The sequence below is a fragment of the Crossiella sp. CA-258035 genome (assembly GCF_030064675.1).
In the GTDB taxonomy this organism is placed as follows: Bacteria; Actinomycetota; Actinomycetes; order Mycobacteriales; family Pseudonocardiaceae; genus Crossiella.
The window spans coordinates 202,616-218,632 of record NZ_CP116413.1 but is presented as its reverse complement, the minus strand read 5'-3'; the positions used below and the strand labels follow the sequence as shown (position 1 = coordinate 218,632).

The 16,017-nt window shown below is 70.6% G+C and carries 17 protein-coding genes and 3 tRNA genes; 8 read left to right on the top strand and 12 right to left on the bottom strand.

Going from position 1 to position 16,017, the window contains the following annotated elements; genetic code table 11:
- The first annotated feature begins 25 nt into the window (after nucleotides 1-25).
- Both N8J89_RS01050 and N8J89_RS01045 read left to right on the top strand, forming a co-directional pair.
- The gene (locus tag N8J89_RS01050; protein ID WP_283662507.1) at nucleotides 26-1,831 is read left to right on the top strand and encodes a fibronectin type III domain-containing protein; all 1,806 of its coding nucleotides are present in this window, start codon (nucleotides 26-28) and stop codon (nucleotides 1,829-1,831) included.
- 65 nt (nucleotides 1,832-1,896) lie between these two features.
- On the top strand, nucleotides 1,897-3,105 hold the full coding sequence (locus N8J89_RS01045; RefSeq protein WP_283662506.1) for a thiolase family protein: 1,209 nt from the start codon (nucleotides 1,897-1,899) through the stop codon (nucleotides 3,103-3,105).
- On the opposite strand, the gene N8J89_RS01040 is transcribed toward N8J89_RS01045, so the two are convergent.
- Nucleotides 3,102-3,713: a putative glycolipid-binding domain-containing protein gene (locus tag N8J89_RS01040; protein WP_283662505.1), complete on the bottom strand. Its 612-nt coding sequence runs from the start codon at nucleotides 3,711-3,713 to the stop codon at nucleotides 3,102-3,104. The two genes, N8J89_RS01045 and N8J89_RS01040, sit on opposite strands and share 4 nt — an antisense overlap.
- A gap of 94 nt (nucleotides 3,714-3,807) precedes the next feature.
- Here N8J89_RS01040 and N8J89_RS01035 point away from each other — a divergent pair, with 94 nt between their 5' ends.
- Complete coding sequence (locus tag N8J89_RS01035) at nucleotides 3,808-5,220, top strand: BNR-4 repeat-containing protein (RefSeq protein ID WP_283662504.1); 1,413 nt, start codon at nucleotides 3,808-3,810, stop codon at nucleotides 5,218-5,220.
- Nucleotides 5,221-5,290: 70 nt separating this feature from the next.
- Here the strand turns inward: N8J89_RS01035 and N8J89_RS01030 are convergent, their stop codons facing one another.
- From N8J89_RS01030 to N8J89_RS00995, 8 genes are all read right to left on the bottom strand, one after another.
- Nucleotides 5,291-6,448 carry a thioester domain-containing protein gene (locus N8J89_RS01030; RefSeq protein WP_283662503.1) on the bottom strand — a complete coding sequence of 386 codons (1,158 nt, stop codon included), beginning with the start codon at nucleotides 6,446-6,448 and terminating at the stop codon, nucleotides 5,291-5,293.
- A 478-nt stretch (nucleotides 6,449-6,926) separates the two neighbouring features.
- Nucleotides 6,927-7,130, bottom strand: a complete 204-nt coding sequence (locus N8J89_RS01025) for a cold-shock protein (RefSeq protein WP_283662502.1) — start codon at nucleotides 7,128-7,130, stop codon at nucleotides 6,927-6,929.
- Between the two features lie 228 nt (nucleotides 7,131-7,358).
- A tRNA-Arg gene (locus N8J89_RS01020) sits at nucleotides 7,359-7,434 on the bottom strand.
- A 39-nt stretch (nucleotides 7,435-7,473) separates the two neighbouring features.
- Nucleotides 7,474-7,564 (bottom strand) — tRNA-Ser (locus tag N8J89_RS01015).
- A 283-nt stretch (nucleotides 7,565-7,847) separates the two neighbouring features.
- Nucleotides 7,848-9,857 carry an acetoacetate--CoA ligase gene (locus N8J89_RS01010; RefSeq protein ID WP_283662501.1) on the bottom strand — a complete coding sequence of 670 codons (2,010 nt, stop codon included), beginning with the start codon at nucleotides 9,855-9,857 and terminating at the stop codon, nucleotides 7,848-7,850.
- 123 nt (nucleotides 9,858-9,980) lie between these two features.
- Nucleotides 9,981-10,271 carry a WXG100 family type VII secretion target gene (locus tag N8J89_RS01005; RefSeq protein ID WP_283662500.1) on the bottom strand — a complete coding sequence of 97 codons (291 nt, stop codon included), beginning with the start codon at nucleotides 10,269-10,271 and terminating at the stop codon, nucleotides 9,981-9,983.
- Nucleotides 10,272-10,297: 26 nt separating this feature from the next.
- Complete coding sequence (locus N8J89_RS01000) at nucleotides 10,298-10,603, bottom strand: WXG100 family type VII secretion target (protein ID WP_252486495.1); 306 nt, start codon at nucleotides 10,601-10,603, stop codon at nucleotides 10,298-10,300.
- 164 nt (nucleotides 10,604-10,767) lie between these two features.
- On the bottom strand, nucleotides 10,768-11,475 hold the full coding sequence (locus tag N8J89_RS00995) for a dienelactone hydrolase family protein (protein WP_283662499.1): 708 nt from the start codon (nucleotides 11,473-11,475) through the stop codon (nucleotides 10,768-10,770).
- A gap of 147 nt (nucleotides 11,476-11,622) precedes the next feature.
- Here N8J89_RS00995 and N8J89_RS00990 point away from each other — a divergent pair, with 147 nt between their 5' ends.
- From N8J89_RS00990 to N8J89_RS00980, 3 genes are all read left to right on the top strand, one after another.
- Nucleotides 11,623-12,081: a hypothetical protein gene (locus N8J89_RS00990; RefSeq protein ID WP_283662498.1), complete on the top strand. Its 459-nt coding sequence runs from the start codon at nucleotides 11,623-11,625 to the stop codon at nucleotides 12,079-12,081.
- Between the two features lie 64 nt (nucleotides 12,082-12,145).
- On the top strand, nucleotides 12,146-12,592 hold the full coding sequence (locus tag N8J89_RS00985) for a hypothetical protein (RefSeq protein WP_283662497.1): 447 nt from the start codon (nucleotides 12,146-12,148) through the stop codon (nucleotides 12,590-12,592).
- A 13-nt stretch (nucleotides 12,593-12,605) separates the two neighbouring features.
- Nucleotides 12,606-13,049 (top strand): hypothetical protein, encoded by a 444-nt coding sequence (locus N8J89_RS00980; RefSeq protein ID WP_283662496.1) that lies wholly within the window; start codon nucleotides 12,606-12,608, stop codon nucleotides 13,047-13,049.
- On the opposite strand, the gene N8J89_RS00975 is transcribed toward N8J89_RS00980, so the two are convergent.
- Nucleotides 13,046-14,020 (bottom strand): SMP-30/gluconolactonase/LRE family protein, encoded by a 975-nt coding sequence (locus tag N8J89_RS00975; RefSeq protein ID WP_283662495.1) that lies wholly within the window; start codon nucleotides 14,018-14,020, stop codon nucleotides 13,046-13,048. The genes N8J89_RS00980 and N8J89_RS00975 overlap by 4 nt on opposite strands.
- Nucleotides 14,021-14,133: 113 nt before the next feature.
- Here N8J89_RS00975 and N8J89_RS00970 point away from each other — a divergent pair, with 113 nt between their 5' ends.
- Nucleotides 14,134-14,577 (top strand): MarR family winged helix-turn-helix transcriptional regulator, encoded by a 444-nt coding sequence (locus N8J89_RS00970; RefSeq protein WP_283662494.1) that lies wholly within the window; start codon nucleotides 14,134-14,136, stop codon nucleotides 14,575-14,577.
- A 58-nt stretch (nucleotides 14,578-14,635) separates the two neighbouring features.
- Entirely contained in the window at nucleotides 14,636-15,442 is an 807-nt protein-coding gene (locus N8J89_RS00965; RefSeq protein ID WP_283662493.1) for a DUF3592 domain-containing protein, read from the top strand.
- 20 nt (nucleotides 15,443-15,462) lie between these two features.
- Here the strand turns inward: N8J89_RS00965 and N8J89_RS00960 are convergent.
- Together N8J89_RS00960 and N8J89_RS00955 are read right to left on the bottom strand one after the other, a co-directional pair.
- Nucleotides 15,463-15,550: transfer RNA gene (locus N8J89_RS00960), tRNA-Ser, on the bottom strand.
- 36 nt (nucleotides 15,551-15,586) lie between these two features.
- On the bottom strand, nucleotides 15,587-16,012 hold the full coding sequence (locus N8J89_RS00955; protein WP_283666047.1) for a MarR family winged helix-turn-helix transcriptional regulator: 426 nt from the start codon (nucleotides 16,010-16,012) through the stop codon (nucleotides 15,587-15,589).
- Between the last annotated feature and the right edge of the window lie 5 nt (nucleotides 16,013-16,017).

Genomic DNA, 16,017 nt, shown 5'->3' with positions numbered 1-16,017 from the left:
CGCCTCCCCCGCCTAACGTGGGCGGATGGAACCTCGGTCGCGGGTGGCGGTGGTGTTGGGCGCCGTTGTGCTGCTGGCCGGGGCGGTCGTGGTGATGCGGGGCAGCGGCGAGGAGCAGGGCGAGGAGCCCGCGTTACCGCCGTACCGCACGATGACCGAGTTCCGGGCCGACGGCGTGCTGCTGCCGGGACCGCAGGTGAAACCGCAGCCGCCGACCGGGTTGACCATCCAGCCGGGGTCGCGGCGGCTCCAGGTGAGCTGGCAGGGCGAGGCCGCCGGGTACGAGCTGACCTGGGGACATGAGCGGCGGACCAGGCTGGTCGCGGAGCGTTCGGCGCAGCTGGACGGGCTCACCGACGGCCTGGCCCATCCGGTCGAGGTGCGGGCGGTGGACGCCTTCGGGCAGCGCTCCGAGCCGGTGCGCGGGGCGGGCACACCGCGCGCGGCCGAGGACGGCTTCAGCTTCGTGGACCGGTTCGACGGCACCGAGGACGAGGTGGCCTCGCGCTGGCAGCTGGTGCAGCGGCCCGGCTGCGCGTGGACCGGGCTGGCCGAGGGGCGGCTGGTGGTCAGCGCCAACTGCGGCGAGCGGCCCACCGGCCTGCGCGCGCGGACCCCGCTGCGGCTGCGCGCCGACGGCGGCCGGGTGGTGCTGGAGACCGACGCGCCGGAGCCGAGGGACCGGCTGACCGTGGACTTCGTGCCGGGACCGGTGGACATCGCCGGCGAACGGCAGCTGCCACCGGGCGCGATCAGGGTGGAGCTGACCACCGAGGGCGTGCTGGTGCGGCATCCGGGCGGCGAGGCGCGGCTGCCCGGCCTGCCCGCGCCGCCGATCGGGCGCTCGCAGCGCTGGGAGCTGGTGTTCACCGCGACCGAGCTGCGGGTGCTGCGGGACGGCGCCCTGCTCGGCCGCACGCCGGTGGTCCGGTCCTGGCAGGAGGCCACCGTGCTACTCGGCTTCGCCGGGCGCGGCAGCGGGGTCACCGACGTGCTGCTGGACCTCATCGCCTTCGACGGCGAGCCCGCCCCGAGCCCGCCGCTGCGGATCACCCCGAGGGTGCTGACCGACCACCCGCGCCCGGCAGGCGGCGGCGCGCCGGAGGGCACCAGGCAGCTGCTGGGCACCGAGGGCGCGCTGTTGCGGGTGGCGGTGCGGCCCGCCGCCGACCCGCCGGTGCTGCCCAGGTTCACCGCCTCGGTCAACGGCGCCGACTACCCGCTGCGGCCGGTGTTCCCCGACCTGCCGCCGGACCGGCACAGCTGGTTCCCGCTGGTCGCCGACCTGCCCGCGGCCGCGCTGGCGGTCGACCAGCACCGCTACCTGCTGGCCGTCCAGCTGCGCCAGGACAACCCGGACCTCAAGGTGGAGCACGGCCCGGCCTCACTCGACCTGCGCCCGGCCGCCGGGCTGGCCGCGGACGAGCCGCCGCCCAACCGCGCCGACCAGCGGCTGCCGCGACCGGGCCCGGTGCTGGCCGAGCCGACCGCGACCCTGCTGGACGCCGCGGGCAGGCCGGTGCCTGCCGGGGAGCCGGTGAGCCGGGGCCGGATCGTGCTGGACATCCGGCTGGACGGCCTGGCCGGGCAGGTCGCCGCCGGGGAGCTGGCCGGACTGGCCGGGCTGGAGGTCCGGCTGGACGGGGACCGGCTGGCCGCGCTGCCCACCGCCAAGGACGGCCCTGGTGTGGCCGGGTCCTGGCGGATCGCGCTGAGCCTGGCGGGCGCCATCGCCACCGGCCCGCACACCATCGAGGTGCGCGCGGTGGGCACCAGCTGGGACACCCCGGCTTCGTATGCGTACGTGCCGTTCTCGGTCGCCCGCCAGTGATCTCCGCTCGTCGGTGATCTCACAGCGGCGACGCGAGAACGGCTCGCATGGTCCAGCATGGGGGTATGCCCGCACTGATCCTGGATGCCGCTCGCACCCCGTTCGGCCGCTACCGCGGTGGCCTGTCCGAGGTCCGGGTGGACGACCTGGCGACGTTGCCGATCACCGAGCTGCTCCGGCGGCACGGGCCGGACGGCAGCGGGCAGCTGGATCCGGCGCGCATCGACGACGTGATCTACGGCGATGCCAACGGCGCCGGTGAGGACAACCGGAACGTGGCCAGGATGGCCGCGCTGCTGGCCGGGCTGCCGGTGACCGTGCCGGGGGTGACCCTCAACCGGCTGTGCGCCTCCGGCGGCGAGACGTTCGTGCAGGCCAGGCGGGCCATCGTGGCCGGGGACGCGGACCTGGTGGTGGTCGGCGGCGTGGAGGGCATGAGCCGGGCCCCGTTCGTCATGCCGCGCCCGGACAAGGGGCTGCCGGACCGGATGGAGGTGGTCTCCACCGCGCTGGGCTGGCGGCTGGTCAACCCGAGGATGCGCGCGGAGTGGACGGTGCCGCTGGGCCTGGCCGCCGAGCAGGTGGCCACCGGGCTGAACATCACCCGCGAGGAGATGGACCTGTTCGCGCTGCGCTCGCACCGCAGGGCCGCGGCCGCCTGGGACGCCGGGGTGCACGACGGCTTCGTCTTCCCGGTACTGGCCCCGGAAGGCCCGCGCTCCACCCAGATCGTGCGCAGGGACGAGTCGGTCCGCTCGGACACCTCGGAGAAGAAGCTGGCCCAGCTCAAGTCGGCCTTCTCCGCCGACGGCCCGGTCACCGCGGGCAACTCCTCACCGCTGAGCGACGGCGCGGTGGCCGCGCTGATCGGCACCGAGGCCGCCGCCACCGAGCTGGGCGTGCAGCCGCTGGGCGAGATCGTGGCCGGCACCGTGGCCGCGGACGAGCCGCACCGGTTCACCCTGGCCCCGGTGCCCGCGATCCGCCGCCTGCTGCTGCGGCTGGGCGTGCGCGCGGAGAACGTGGACCTGTGGGAGATCAACGAGGCCTTCGCCGCGATGGCGCTGTCCGTGCTGCACCACCTGCCCGAGGTGGACCGGGACCGGGTCAACGTGCACGGCGGCGCGATCGCCTACGGCCACCCGCTGGGCGCGTCCATGCCCAGGGTGATCATCGACCTGTGCCGCCACCTGCGTCAGCGCGGCGGCGGCCTGGGGATCGCGGCGGCCTGCGTCGGCGTGGGCCAGGGTGTGGCGATCGCGGTCCGGGTTTAGATCCGGCCGGAGATACCCGGGTAGTCCAGGACCACGGCGTCCTCGCAGACGGTGATGTCCGCGGTGAAACCGAGGTGGGAGAAGTTGACCACCGACTCCTGCTCGCCTGCGCTCACCGTGCGGTAGGTCTGGTGCACGACCTTGAGCTCCAGCTCCGGCAGCGACACCCAGAGCACCGGCATGGTCGCCTCGCCGGCTTCCCGGTGCAGCTGGTGGCGGCGGATCGGCAGGGTGTTGAACAGCACGCAGAACTGCACGTCCACCTCGGCCGCGCCCTGGAACTCCTCCCGCTGCGGGCCCTGGCCGCGGTCGTAGAGCCAGAAGCCGTCGTGCGAGCGGCTGAAGGAGATCTGGCGCTCGTGCTCGGCGGTGGTGCTGCGCACGAGCAAGCGCTTGACCTCGCCCGCCTCGTTCACCCCGACCTCGTAGGAGGCGCTGAACGCCCCGGTCTCGGTGTTGGCGGCGACGATGAGGCGGCCGGTGCCGCGGAAGCGCAGGCCCTCGGCCAGCACCAGTCGCGCGGACTCCAGGCTTGGCAGGTCATGACCCCGCCAGGTGACCATCTTCTGCCGCCGGACGGTAGCTGTGGAGTTCACCTGTTCCTGCACGCGATCGAGCGTACTCGACCTTGAACGGCCCTCCTATGGTTAAGTAGTCGCTGCCGCCGCCTGGATACCGCTGGTAACCAGGAGGTCCCCGCCCATGACGCGAACACTTCGCGCCCTGTTGCCCTTGCCGCTGATCGCAGCGGCGCTGGTGACCGCCCCCGTGGCCGTCGCTGCCCCGGAGGCGAACCTGAGCAAGGCCGCGCCGCGGTTCGACGTGATGACACCGGCCAGCACGGTGGCATCCCGCACCGACCGCCGCCCGATGGCCGGCGCGGTGTACGACAAGGTCACCGACCAGACCATCACCACCTGGTCCGGTCAGCACGCGCACAACTACGTGCAGGCCTACGACCACAAGAAGAAGACCTGGACCGCGCCGCGGCAGATCGCCGACGGCGAGTCCGACCCGCACAACTACCCGACCATCGTCCAGGCCGACGACGGTTACCTGCTGGTCTTCCAGGGCATGCACAACAAGTCCCTGCGGCTGACCCGCTCGCCCAAGCCGCGCTCGGTCGAGGGCGACTGGACCCAGCACACCATCGCCGAGGGCGCCGCGGCCAGCTACCCGATGCCGTTCAAGACCGCCAACGGCACCATCTACGTCTTCTTCCGGGAGACCTCGCAGGAGCTGGACCCGAGCAAGCCCACCGACTTCCGCCCGATGCGCTACGTGGTCTCCACCGACAACGGCCGCAGCTGGCGCAACTCCGAACAGCTGACCGGGCAGCGGTTCGCCATCGGCTCGACCAGCCGCGCGGACCACATGGACGAGATCTACATCGGCCAGTTGCGCTACGAGCCGGCCTCGTTGGGCAACCGGGAGCGGGTGCACATCGTCTACACGCTGGCCGGCGGTGGGCCGGAGGGCCACAAGCACGACCGCTACCACCGCAACATCTACTACGCCTGGTTCGACCCGGCGAACCGGCACTTCTACTCCGCGTCCGGCCGTGACCTGGGCACCCAGATCGACGACGCGGACCAGGAGCAGCGGCTCAAGATCGTGGAGACCCCGCTGGCGCTGCCCGGCGGGATCAAGTCGCCGGACTACATCCAGCAGGTCGGCGTGGCCAACGGGAAACCGTTCACGCTGTGGTTCGAGACCGACAACACCGGGCTGTGGCACAACAGGGCCGCGGTGTTCGAGGGCGGCCGGTGGGTGGTCACCGAGGTGGCCACCGGCTACCGCACCAGGGAGATCGAGCGGCTGGACGGCAACACCTGGCGGGTCTACGCCACCAGGGACGCCAAGCCGGACATCGAGACCTTCCTGCTGCGCGGCGGCAAGCACTGGAGCCCGGAGACGGTGATCCGCACGCCGAAGCCGGTGCAGCGGGTCGAGGTGGTGACCGGGTTCCGCGATCCGGCCCGGATCATCGCCACCGGCGCGTCCAGCGACCGCAACGTGGCCGTGGCCGACGGCGACATCTACGTGGCCGGACTGCCCCCGGCGCGCTGCCGCCTGGAGCTGCCGATCCTGGGCTGCGTGCTCCGGAAGTCCTGAGGCACAAGGAGAAGCTGCGCCGGGCTCCCCCGTTGGGAGCCCGGCGCAGCCGGTCTAGCTAGTCAGTTGCTCAGGCGCGCTTCCTGCGGCGCTGGAGCACCAGGGCGAGCGCACCGCCGCCGAGGAGCACCACGCCGACCAGCGACAGGGTGATCACCGAGGCGCCGGTGTTGGCCAGGCCGCCGGTGTTCTTCACCGGAGGCACCGGGCTGGTGGTGGTCGCCGGGATCTCCGCCTTCGACGTGGTCGTGGTCGGAGCCGGGGTGGTGGTGCTGGGGGTCGGCTTGGTGGTCGGCTGACCGGCCTTCCACGTGACGTTGGCCTGCGCGGCCAGCTTGGCGTTGGTCGCCTGGGCCAGGATCAGGGTCTGCGAGGGCTTGCCGTCGTTGGCGACGAACAGCCGACCCTTGTCGATCTTGGTGGTGGCTTCCAGCTTGAAGCTCGCCTTGCCGGCGGCGGCGTCGGCCGGGACGTCGACGAAGATCTCCTGGCCGTTGGCGGCCTCGACGATCTCCTTGCCCGCCTTGTCCACGACCTTGACGCCCTTGGGCGCGTCCGCGGTGAGCTTGATCTTCTCCGCGGTGGACTTGACCGTGAACGGGCCGAGCTTGCTGCCGGCCGCACCGGCGAGCTGGTCCGGGGTCAGCTCAAGCGAGGGCTTGGGCTGCTCCTTCATGCCGACGTTCTTCTCGCCGGTCAGGTACTTGTACACCGCCTTGACGTCATCGGTGTTGTTCGCGTGCAGGCTGACCTTGTTGCTGTAGTGCCAGATCGCGGCCTGGGTGCCCGCGATGGCCTCGTTGTTGTCGAGGTCGGCGCCAACGGTCTTGCCCAGCTCGGCCAGCCCGATGGTCGGGTAGGAGTGGTGCAGGATCCAGTTGACCTTGTCAGGGCTGGACTTGAAGTCCGACTGGTTGTCGTGGCCCTTGCTGTCGGCGCCCGGGTACTTGCTCCACGGGGCCTCGATCATCTGCGCGTTGTCGCGCACGCCGACGGTCAGCTCGACGCAGTAGGTCTTGAGCGCGGTGCCGTCGGCCAGCCGGAGGCCGATCAGCAGGGTGGGGATGGAGCTGCCGTCGTTGAGGCGCACGTGCATCGTGCCCTCGTTGGCGGTCTTGTCGACCTTGGCCTTCGTCTGCGCCATGGCCGGGAGTGCGGAAACCAGCGAAATCGCGGTCGCAGTGAGGAGCACCGCGCCGAGGCGCGCGGCGCGCAACCGAGATGTCATAACTCTCCTTCCCGCCGGAAGTGTGGGGACTCCCAGAACGGGCATATGGGGATACGAGGTGTCAGCGCTGGTACTCACCCGACGTGGGCCGCAAGGGGGCGCGACCGGGGCGAGAACGCGACGGACAGTACCGCCGGGTTCCAAAGGGCCGTCACCAGGGGTGGGTACACAATCCCTTACCCAGCGCTATCGGACACTACACCGTTCGGCCTAATTCATTCGTCTTGCCAGCGGCGCTACCACAGCCATTTGACCTCGCATTATGGGGTAGCGTTACTTCTGAACAGAAGAAAGTCCGCTACAGTGCGAAACTGGCTGGACCGGCAGACGCTAAACCTCGCCGCGACCACAGTTGCGTTTTCGTGATCTCGCCGAGATCAATCCGTTAGCAAAGTCATCCGGGTACCTACCGCGAATGCGGCGAAGCCCACACCGACCAGCGGTGTGGGCTTCTGACAGAGCCGCGTGGCGGTACGCCTCAGACGGCGCGGACCTGCTCCGCCTGCGGACCCTTGGGGCCCTGGGTGATCTCGAACTCCACCGGCTGGTTCTCTTCCAGGGTCCGGTAACCGTTGCCCTGGATAGCACTGAAGTGGACGAAGACGTCCGGACCGCCATCAGCCTGGGCGATGAAGCCGAAGCCCTTCTCGCCGTTGAACCACTTCACAGTGCCCTTAGCCATCTGCTCTCCCTGATTGCACTCTTCGCGACCTGCACCTCGCAGGCCAACAGCTGCCGCAGGCAGGCTGGTGCGATGAAGGGAGAGATGCCTCCCGAACGCGCGAGCCCGCCGGTCAAAATTCCTGCGGGCGCTTCACAACGTTCGAGGAAAAGATGACTGCATCCAACTGATGGGACCAGTCTAGCACAGAAAGCAAAGAACTGCCGACAGGCGGCAGTTCTGAGCGGGTGGCGCGCTCGGCAGGATTCGAACCTGCAACCTCTTGATCCGTAGTCAAGTGCTCTATCCGTTGAGCTACGAGCGCATCATTCTTCAGTTGTGGCCTGACCGAAGCCAAGCACTGCGGAGGCTCCGGGATTTGAACCCGGGAGGGGGTTGAAGCCCCCAACCGCATTAGCAGTGCGGCGCCATAGACCAGACTAGGCGAAGCCTCCCGGGGCCTTGTGGGGCCGCCGGATCAGTACTTTACACACCCCCGAGCCATCCGCCAAAACGGGGGGTCATCAGGGGCCGGAGCAGGGCGTTTGCCGCCCTGCCCCAGCTGTCCACCGCGGATTCCCATGATCGCGGACGACCCGTGCGTCCGGACCATCCCCTGCGTCCACCCGGTCCCACGTCCGGTGGACACGCGCAGACGGTTTCACCCGCCCCGCGAACTTGGCAACACTCGATCGGATGACACTTCGGTAATTCACTTACCAAAGCCGTCGGCCCACGTCACGGCCCGGTTCCGGCGGCCCTGGCGGCCAGCTCCTCGAACGGCCGCAGCGCCTCCGGGTTGGTCAGCGCGTCCCGGCTGACCGCTCGCTCCGGCGGCATGCCGGCCAGGATCTTCTTCACCGGCACCTCGCACTTCTTGCCGTTGAGCGTGCGCGGCACGTCGGTGATGGCCAGGAACCGGTTGGGCACGTGCCTGGGCGAGAGCGCGCCGCGCAGCTCCGCGCGCAGCCTCGGCTCCACCTCGGCCAGCTCGGCCCCCGGCGCCAGCACCAGGAAGCACAGCAGCTCGCCATCGGTCTGACCAGCGCCGGAGGTGTCGATGACGAGCGAGTCGAGCACCTCCTCGAAGCCCTCGACCACCCGGTAGAACTCGCTGGTGCCCATCCGCACGCCGCCGCGGTTGAGCGTGGAGTCACTCCGGCCGTAGATCACGCAGGACCCGCGCGGTGTGATCTTGATCCAGTCGCCGTGCCGCCAGATGCCCGGGTAGGTCTCGAAGTAGGCCTCGCGCAACCGGCTGCCGTCGGCGTCCCGCCAGAAGAACACCGGCATCGACGGCATCGGCTGCGTGATTACCAGCTCGCCGACCTCGTCCAGCACCGGGTTGCCCGCCTCGTCGTAGGCGGCCACCGCGGCGCCGAGCATCCGGCAGGAGATCTCGCCCAGCCACACCGGCACGTCCGGCGCCGCGCCGACGAAGGCGGTGCACAGGTCGGTGCCGCCGGAGACGCTGGCGATCTGGATCCGCTCGCCGACGTGCTCAGCCAGCCAGGCGAAGCCCTCGGGGCTCAGCGGGGCGCCGGTGGAGCCGATCACCCGCAGCGCGGACAGGTCGTGCTGCTCGGCCGGGCGCAGGCCCTGCTTGAGGCAGGACTGCACGTACGGCGCGGAGGTGCCGAAGTAGGTGACCTCGAGCTGCTCCACGATCCGCCACAGCGCGCCCAGGTCGGGGTGGCCGGGGCTGCCGTCGAAGAGCACCACGGTGCAGCCCACCAGCAGCCCGGAGACGAGGTAGTTCCACATCATCCAGCCGGTGGTGGTGAACCACAGGAACCGCTCGCCGGGGCCCAGGTCCCCGTGCAGGGCAAGGGCTTTGAGGTGTTCCAGCACGATGCCGCCGTGGCCGTGCACGATGCCCTTGGGCAGGCCGGTGGTGCCGGAGGAGTAGAGGATCCACAGTGGATGGTCGAAGGGCACCGGGTCGAACTCCAGCGGCGCGCCCCGGTGCCGGTCCAGCAGTTCGGCCCAGTCCTGGGTCTCCGGCACGGTGGCGCCGTTGCCCAGGTAGTCCACCAGGACGGTGGCGCGCAGGCCGGGGATCTCCTCGCGCAGCCGCTCCACGGTCGGCCTGGTGTCGAAGGACCGTCCGTTGTAGACGTAGCCGTTGACCGCGATGAGCACGGTCGGCTCGATCTGGGTGAACCGGTCGGAGATGGCCCGCGCGCCGAAGTCCGGCGAGCAGGAGGACCACACCGCGCCGAGGCTGGCCGCGGCCAGGAAGGCGATCAGGGTGTCCGGCGAGTTCGGCACCAGCGCGGCCACCCGGTCGCCCTGGCGCACGCCCAGCTCGCGCAGACCGGCCCGCGCGGCAGCGACCCTGGCGCGCAGCTCGCCGTAGCTCAGCCGGGCGCTCAGGCCGTCCTCGCGGACGAACTCCACCGCGGGATCGGCCTCACCCTTGCCGGGACCAAGCCGCAGTGCGTGCTCGGCGTAGTTGAGCGTGCTGCCCGGGAACCATTCCGCGCCGGGCATCTCGGCCGAGCCGAGCACGGCCCTGGGCCGGTCGTGGAACTTGACGTCCAGGAAGTCGGCCAGCGCGCCCCAGAACGCGGGCAGATCGGTGGTGGACCACTGCCACAGCGCGGAGTAGTCGGCCAGGTCCAGTCCGTGCTGGGTGCGCAGCCAGCCGCGGAAGGCGGCCAGCCTGCTGGCGCCGACCCGGCCGGGTTCGGGTTGCCACAACAGGTCCGGCACTCCGGCGCCATTGCCGGGCGTGGTCTCGGTCATGTCTTGAGTTCCTAGCCGATCGCCGCCGATCAGGCCAGGTGTGGTGAGCAGCGTCCCAGAACGCCGAACGACCCCGCGCCGTGGTGTCCGGCCGGGGTCGCGTGGCTAAGCACGGTTGCGGAATCAGCCCCAGCGCTTGACGTTGCGGGACTCCGCGTCCTGGTAGTTCTGGTTGGCGCTCTCCAGCGCCCGGCCGATCTGGGCCAGCACGCTCTTGAGGTCCTCGTAGGAGGAGTCCCAGCGCTGCTGGTGCACCTGCCACGCCTCGGCCGCCTTGCCGGACCAGGTGGCCGCGGTCGGGGCCAGGTTGGCCTTCAGGTCGCCGAGCAGGCGCTCCAGCTCACCGGAGGTGCTGCGGACCTTGTCCGCGGTGTTGCCCAGCTGCTCGAAACTGACTTCGATTTCGCCGCTCATCGTCTTCGCTCCCCGTTGTCCCGCGCTCAGCCCAGCTCGTTCTGGATCTTGCTCATGCCCTGCTGGTGCTGCTCTTCCTGCTGGGCGTAGCCCTTGTGCATGTTGTCCAGGTTGCCTGCGATGTCGCTCAGCGCGAGGTTCAGCTTCAGGGCGTCCCGGTCCCACTGCTCCATGAGCGTGTCGAACGCCTTGGCCGCCTCGCCGCGCCAGAACGACTTGACGTCCTGCACCTGCTGACGCAGCAGGCGCAGCTGGTTGTCGACATCGCCGTTGACCTTGCGGACGTCCTGGGCGGCGCGCCGCATCTCCTCCAGTGAAGCGCCGTAACTCATGTGCGCTCTCCCCTTACGACCAGTTCAGTGGTATTCGGGAGCCCCTCGGAGTGGGAACCCGCCGACATGGTGTCAGACGCACCGGGGGGCCTGTGCGGTTCCCAGGAAAATCGTCACCCGGAAAAACCAGTGTTCACACAGGGTGAGGACATGCGGAACGGGTGTCAGCGCAGGTGCGCGTCGAACCAGTTGAGGGTGCGCTGCCAGGCGTCGGAGACAGCGGCCGGGTCCTGCTCGCCCTCGCCCTCGACCGGTCCGGGGTAGCGGACCACGTCGGTGGCCACGCCGGAGCCGGCCGCCGCGTCGCGCAGTTTGGCCACGTCCTCGGCGGGGATGGCCTTGACCGCGTCGCTGTAGATGCCCAGCCACGGACAGGTCAGCTCGCCGGCCACCTCGACCAGCGAGGGCAGCCCCTCCGACAGCGGCGCGACGATGCCGCCGCCGCTGATGGTGACCGCCGCGCCCAGGGTGCGGCTGGCCGCGACCACCAGGGCGACCGAACCGCCGAGGCCGAAGCCCACGATGCCCATCCGGTCCGCGGCCACGCCCTGCTGGGCCAGCCAGGCGAAGGCGGCGTCGGTGTCGGCCAGCACGGAGTCGCCGGAGAGGCGGCTGACCTTGTCCGCCACCCGGTGGTCGTCATCGGAGTCGATCTGCTCGTCGTCGCCGTCGCGGTGGTAGAGATGTGGAGCGACGGTCAGCCAGCCCTCCTCGGCGAGACTGGTGGCCAGCCCGCGTACCGCGTCGGTGACCCCGCGGGCCTCGTGCAGCAGCACCAGCCCGCCCCGTACCACTCCGTCCGGCTCGGCCACGGTGCAGCGCAGTTCGCTGCCGTCGGTCAGCAGGAGCGTCTCGGTTCGGGTCTGCGTCATGAGCTCAGCCAACCACGCGAGGGTGAACACCAGTCAACGTGACCAACCATACGGAGCAATTCCAGCGAGACCGCGTGTTCACCAGGTGACAACCATTTCCGCCCTGCGCGGTGTCTCCCCAGGTAGCAACGACCATCCGGGGGAGACATGAAGGTCAAGCTCGCCGCGCTCACGGCCCTGTTGCTGCTGGCCACCAGCGCCTGCACGATCCGCTTCACCACCACCACGAAGATGACCGAGACCCAGACACCGGACCCGGCCGCCGCGGTCTGGCTGGCCAAGGCGTGCGCGCTGAGCCTGCCGGTGGTCCTGCACCAGGAGACACAGCCGAAGAAGCTCGACGAGGCGGCACTGCCCGAGCTGCGCCAGTACTGGATCGAACGGCACGAGACGAACCTGCGGGTGCAGAACGAGCTGGCCCAGAAGCTGGAGACGGCCAAGATCACCAGTGAGGCCGATCTGAAGCAGGTGATGACCGAGGTGGACGCGGTCGCCAAGCGGGGTGATGAGGAGGCCGACGCGAAGGTCGCGGTGCTGGGCGGCCAGCTCTCGGAGGGCTTCCAAGCCGCCTACCGCGCGGTCCCGGCCTGCCAGCGGCTCAAGTGATGACGGCTATTGACCACTACCGGAAAATAGGCGAATAATCGGTAGCTGAAGGAAGGGGCTGGCCATGTCGATCGTGACCGAGACCCAGCAGCTGCGGGATCTCTTCGCCGAGGTCGAGGTGATCTCCGAGGTCGCGGAGACGTTGCCGCGCAACGACGATCGGCGGCAGCGGCTGTTGAGCCTTGCGGAGAAGCGGCTGGCGGGGGCGCTGCCGGTGCGGCCGGCGGTGGCCGGGGAGTTGCTGGAGCTGACCGAGAAGACCGTGCGGGCCTGGGCCAGTGAGGGTGTGCTGACCATCGCGCAGGTGGATCCGACGTTGCGGATCGATGTGCGGCGGCTGCACCAGGTGCGGGTGCTGGTGGAGGACCTGCGGCAGGCCGGGCGGAACAGGGGGCTGTTGGACGAGGTGCACCGGCGGTTGCGGGACCAGGCGTTGCTGGACCGGCTGGACCTGGCGGAGAGCCTGGAGCAGATGAACCGCGGCGAGGGACGCGTCGTCCGGCGGGGGTGAGCGGCCGCAGCCCATGCCCATCACCGTTGTCGAGACGCCGGTCGCGATCGCCCAGGTCGCCGCGTTGCGCGGGCCGTCGCGGCGGGCCTACGAGCACTTCCTGGACGAGCTGAGCCACAGGGGCTGTGCCGCGCTGTCCTACCGGGTCACCGGGCCGGAGCCGTTGCCCCGACTGTGCGTGCGGCACCTGCGCGGCGCGGACCGGGTGGTGGTCGCCTTCAACCAGGCCGACTCCGCCTACGTGCTGCTGGTCGGGCCGCACGACGCCGATCCGGGCCAGGACGTCTACGAGCTGCTGTACCTGCTGGCCGGCGTGCGCCCCTCGGACAGCACCAAGCGGACCAAGCCGAGCTGCTGCGATCCCGGCACCGGGACCACCCCGACCGCGGCGACGGAGATCGTGGACGACCTCTGCCGCCGGGCCAGGACGATCGCCCGCTCCCGCAGGCGGTCCTAGACGCGGCGCAGGGTGAAGGTGTTCACCGGCTGGCCCGCGAGCAGGGCGGAGAGGCGGCCGTCGAGCACGTAGCTGCCGTGCGGGGTGCGGGCCACGGTGGTCGGCTCGGTGTCGGCCCAGGGCTCGGCGCGGTGGACGACCCTGGCCGAGCGCCAGCCGTCGGCGGAGCGCAGCACCCGGACCGCGACCCGGCCGGGGGCGGAGAGCTTGTTGGTGACCACGGTGAGCGAGCCGTCCGGGCGCAGGTCCAGGCCGTCGCCGCCGACCAGCGGCTCGGGCAGGCTGACCTGGGCCAGGCGCTCCGGGTGGGCCACCGGGATCCGCCACAGCGTGCCGGTGGCGTAGTTGACCGCGAGCAGGTGGCCGCTGGGGTGCCAGACGATGCCGTTCATGCCGATGCCGTTGCTGAGCAGGCGCGGGTCGCGGATCAGCACCGAGGCGCGGCCGTGCACGTCCACCCGGTAGATCGCGTCGCTGAACGGGTCGGTGACGTAGGCGTTGCCCGCGGCGTCGATGGTCAGGTCGTTGGCGGCGTGGTCGCCCGCGCCGATGGCCAGGTCGACCAGGTGCAGCAGGCGGCCGGTGCGCAGGTCGAAGATGCCGAGGCCGGAGGACTTGCGGACGGTCTCCGGCGTGGAGCGCACACCGACGCCGAAGTCGCCGTAGGTGGTCAGCACCCGGCCGCGGGCGGCGTCGGTGTGCACGCCGAAGGTGGAGACCATCCGGGGGTCGGCGGCCAGGGTGCGGACCGCGCCGTCCGGGCGGACCACCGACACGGTGCCGTAGCGCATCGAGCTGACCAGGAAGGACCGGCGCAGCGGGTCCCAGGCGACGCCCTCGGGGTGCAGGTGCGGCGAACTGGCCGAGATCACCTCGGGTAAGCGGCCGGGCGCGGCTCCGGCGGCCGGTGTCCCGGCCACGACGGACGCGGCGGCCACCGCCAGGACGAGCAGCGCACGACGCCCAGTCATCAGCTTGCTCATGTTGCTCCGATCGCTGTTGTTCATCAGGGTTCGGAATGTAATCAGTACCCTGATGCTCGTCAACAGGCGAACAGAAGTCTGATGCTCGTACGATCAGCGCCATGGGCATGCCGTTGGATGAGCGCCTCGGCGGGGACGTCAAGCGCGTCGAGCACGAGCTGATGGGCGTCAAGCAGGCGGTCCTGCGGCCGGTCGGCCTGACCGTCGCGCAGTACGCGGCACTGCTGGTGCTCGCCGGGCAGCCGGGCATCTCCGCCGCCGAGCTGGCCCGCCGCTGCCGGGTCACCCCGCAGACGATGACCACCATCCTGCGCAACCTGGAGTCCGCGGGCCTGATCGAGCGCGCCCCCCATGAGCTGCACCGCAACGTCCTGGAGACCCGGCTGACCGAGGCAGGCCGGACCACCTTCGAGCAGGCGGACAAACGCGCCAGCGCGGTGGAGCGCCGCCTGTCCGCGGAGTTCACCGCCGCCGAGCGGGTCACCCTGCGCGCCCTGCTGGCCCGCTGCTCCGCGGTACTGACCGACCCCGGCATCACCGCCTGAGGAGTCAGTTCGCCGATTCCGCCGATCCGGCCGATCACGCTGCCCTACGGTCTGCGCCATGGCGAACGATGCGGTCGTGGTCCTGAAGGGTCGCGGCGGGGTTTTCCGGCTGGGGAAGTCGGAGGTCGAGGTCTTCCGCGGGGGACTGAGCAGGCGGGTGCCGCTGGCGGCCCTGACCAGTCATCACACCTCAGGGCGGAGCGTGGTGCTGACCACCGCGGCGGAGTCCTACGAGGTGGTGGGCGGCAACGATGCCGCGGTGGCCGCCTTCGCGACGGCGCTGGACCGGGCGATGCGCAAGGTCGAGCACGACCCGGCGGCGACCACCACCGCGCAGGCCCGGCAGCGCAGGCCGATGTCCCTGGCGGTCAAGGTGGCGCTGGGCGCGGCCACCGCGACGCTGCTGCTGATCTGGTGGGCGGGCCTGGAGAACGGGCTGATCATCGCGGCCGCGCTGGCCGTGCTCATCGGCCTGGCCGTGGTGGCGATCCGGTGCCTGCACGCCGTCTGGCGCTGGCTGCTGCGCGACCTGTGGACGCTGCACCGCCGCGGCGTCACGGTGCAGGGCAAGATCATCCGCTACCAGGAGAGCCGTGCGGACCACACCAAGACCCCGGTGCTGCGGTTCGTCACCGCCACCGGCAGGTCGATGGAGGTCGAGTCGGCGGTGTTCGTGTTCCAGCGCAGGCCGCTCGGTCCCGCGGACATCACCTACGACCCGAAGAACCCGAAGATCGCCAAGGGCCAGCCCGCCATCGGCCAGCTGCTGTGCGGCTTGCTGGGCGCGGTCTGCTGCCTGGCGCTGCTGGCGGTGCCGGTGACCGCCTTCGGCTACTGGATGTACGTCGGCTTCCTGGCGGGCTGAGGTTTCCCGCCCAGGGAGGATGGCGGAAGCGGAGGGATTTGAACCCCCGGACCCGTTAAGGTCTCCCGCTTTCAAGGCGGGTGCATTCGGCCGCTCTGCCACGCTTCCGAGAGGAAAGATTAGTCGGTCGCCGCTGATCGCGTGCTAGCGACCGGCCAGGTGGTCCTGGACCTTGGCGAAGATCGTGGCCAGCGCGGTGTGCTCGGCCGGGGTGAGCAGGTCAACCAGGTGGCTGCGTACGCCGTCCAGGTGGGCCGGGGCCGCGGTCTTCAGGCGGGTGATGCCGCTCTCGGTGAGCTGGGCGAACACGCCCCGGCCGTCGCTGGGGCAGTCCACCCTGGTCACCAGGCCCGCGCGTTCCATCCTGGTGATCTGGTGGGACAGGCGGCTCTTGGAGCTGGCCACCTCGCCGGCCAGCTGGCTCATCCGCATCCGCTGCTCCGGCTGTTCGGAGAGGCGGACCAGGATCTCGTAGTCGGCCAGGGTGAGGCCGTGCTCGTCCTGCAGTTCCCGGTTGAGCTGGTAGGCCAGTAGCTGGCTGCCCACGATGTAGGTGCGCCAGGCCCGCATCTCCG

Excerpts from the sequence above, each read along its gene's own strand:
- N8J89_RS01045 (WP_283662506.1), top strand. The coding sequence starts at position 1,897 with ATGCCCGCACTGATCCTGGATGCCGCTCGCACCCCGTTCGGCCGCTAC.
- N8J89_RS00990 (WP_283662498.1), top strand. The coding sequence starts at position 11,623 with ATGAAGGTCAAGCTCGCCGCGCTCACGGCCCTGTTGCTGCTGGCCACC.
- N8J89_RS01005 (WP_283662500.1), bottom strand. The coding sequence starts at position 10,271 with ATGAGCGGCGAAATCGAAGTCAGTTTCGAGCAGCTGGGCAACACCGCG.
- N8J89_RS01030 (WP_283662503.1), bottom strand. The coding sequence starts at position 6,448 with ATGACATCTCGGTTGCGCGCCGCGCGCCTCGGCGCGGTGCTCCTCACT.
- N8J89_RS01035 (WP_283662504.1), top strand. The coding sequence starts at position 3,808 with ATGACGCGAACACTTCGCGCCCTGTTGCCCTTGCCGCTGATCGCAGCG.
- N8J89_RS00980 (WP_283662496.1), top strand. The coding sequence starts at position 12,606 with ATGCCCATCACCGTTGTCGAGACGCCGGTCGCGATCGCCCAGGTCGCC.
- N8J89_RS00995 (WP_283662499.1), bottom strand. The coding sequence starts at position 11,475 with ATGACGCAGACCCGAACCGAGACGCTCCTGCTGACCGACGGCAGCGAA.
- N8J89_RS00985 (WP_283662497.1), top strand. The coding sequence starts at position 12,146 with ATGTCGATCGTGACCGAGACCCAGCAGCTGCGGGATCTCTTCGCCGAG.
- N8J89_RS00965 (WP_283662493.1), top strand. The coding sequence starts at position 14,636 with ATGGCGAACGATGCGGTCGTGGTCCTGAAGGGTCGCGGCGGGGTTTTC.
- N8J89_RS01010 (WP_283662501.1), bottom strand. The coding sequence starts at position 9,857 with ATGACCGAGACCACGCCCGGCAATGGCGCCGGAGTGCCGGACCTGTTG.
- N8J89_RS01000 (WP_252486495.1), bottom strand. The coding sequence starts at position 10,603 with ATGAGTTACGGCGCTTCACTGGAGGAGATGCGGCGCGCCGCCCAGGAC.
- N8J89_RS00970 (WP_283662494.1), top strand. The coding sequence starts at position 14,134 with ATGGGCATGCCGTTGGATGAGCGCCTCGGCGGGGACGTCAAGCGCGTC.
- N8J89_RS00975 (WP_283662495.1), bottom strand. The coding sequence starts at position 14,020 with ATGACTGGGCGTCGTGCGCTGCTCGTCCTGGCGGTGGCCGCCGCGTCC.
- N8J89_RS01050 (WP_283662507.1), top strand. The coding sequence starts at position 26 with ATGGAACCTCGGTCGCGGGTGGCGGTGGTGTTGGGCGCCGTTGTGCTG.
- N8J89_RS01025 (WP_283662502.1), bottom strand. The coding sequence starts at position 7,130 with ATGGCTAAGGGCACTGTGAAGTGGTTCAACGGCGAGAAGGGCTTCGGC.
- N8J89_RS00955 (WP_283666047.1), bottom strand. The coding sequence starts at position 16,012 with ATGCGGGCCTGGCGCACCTACATCGTGGGCAGCCAGCTACTGGCCTAC.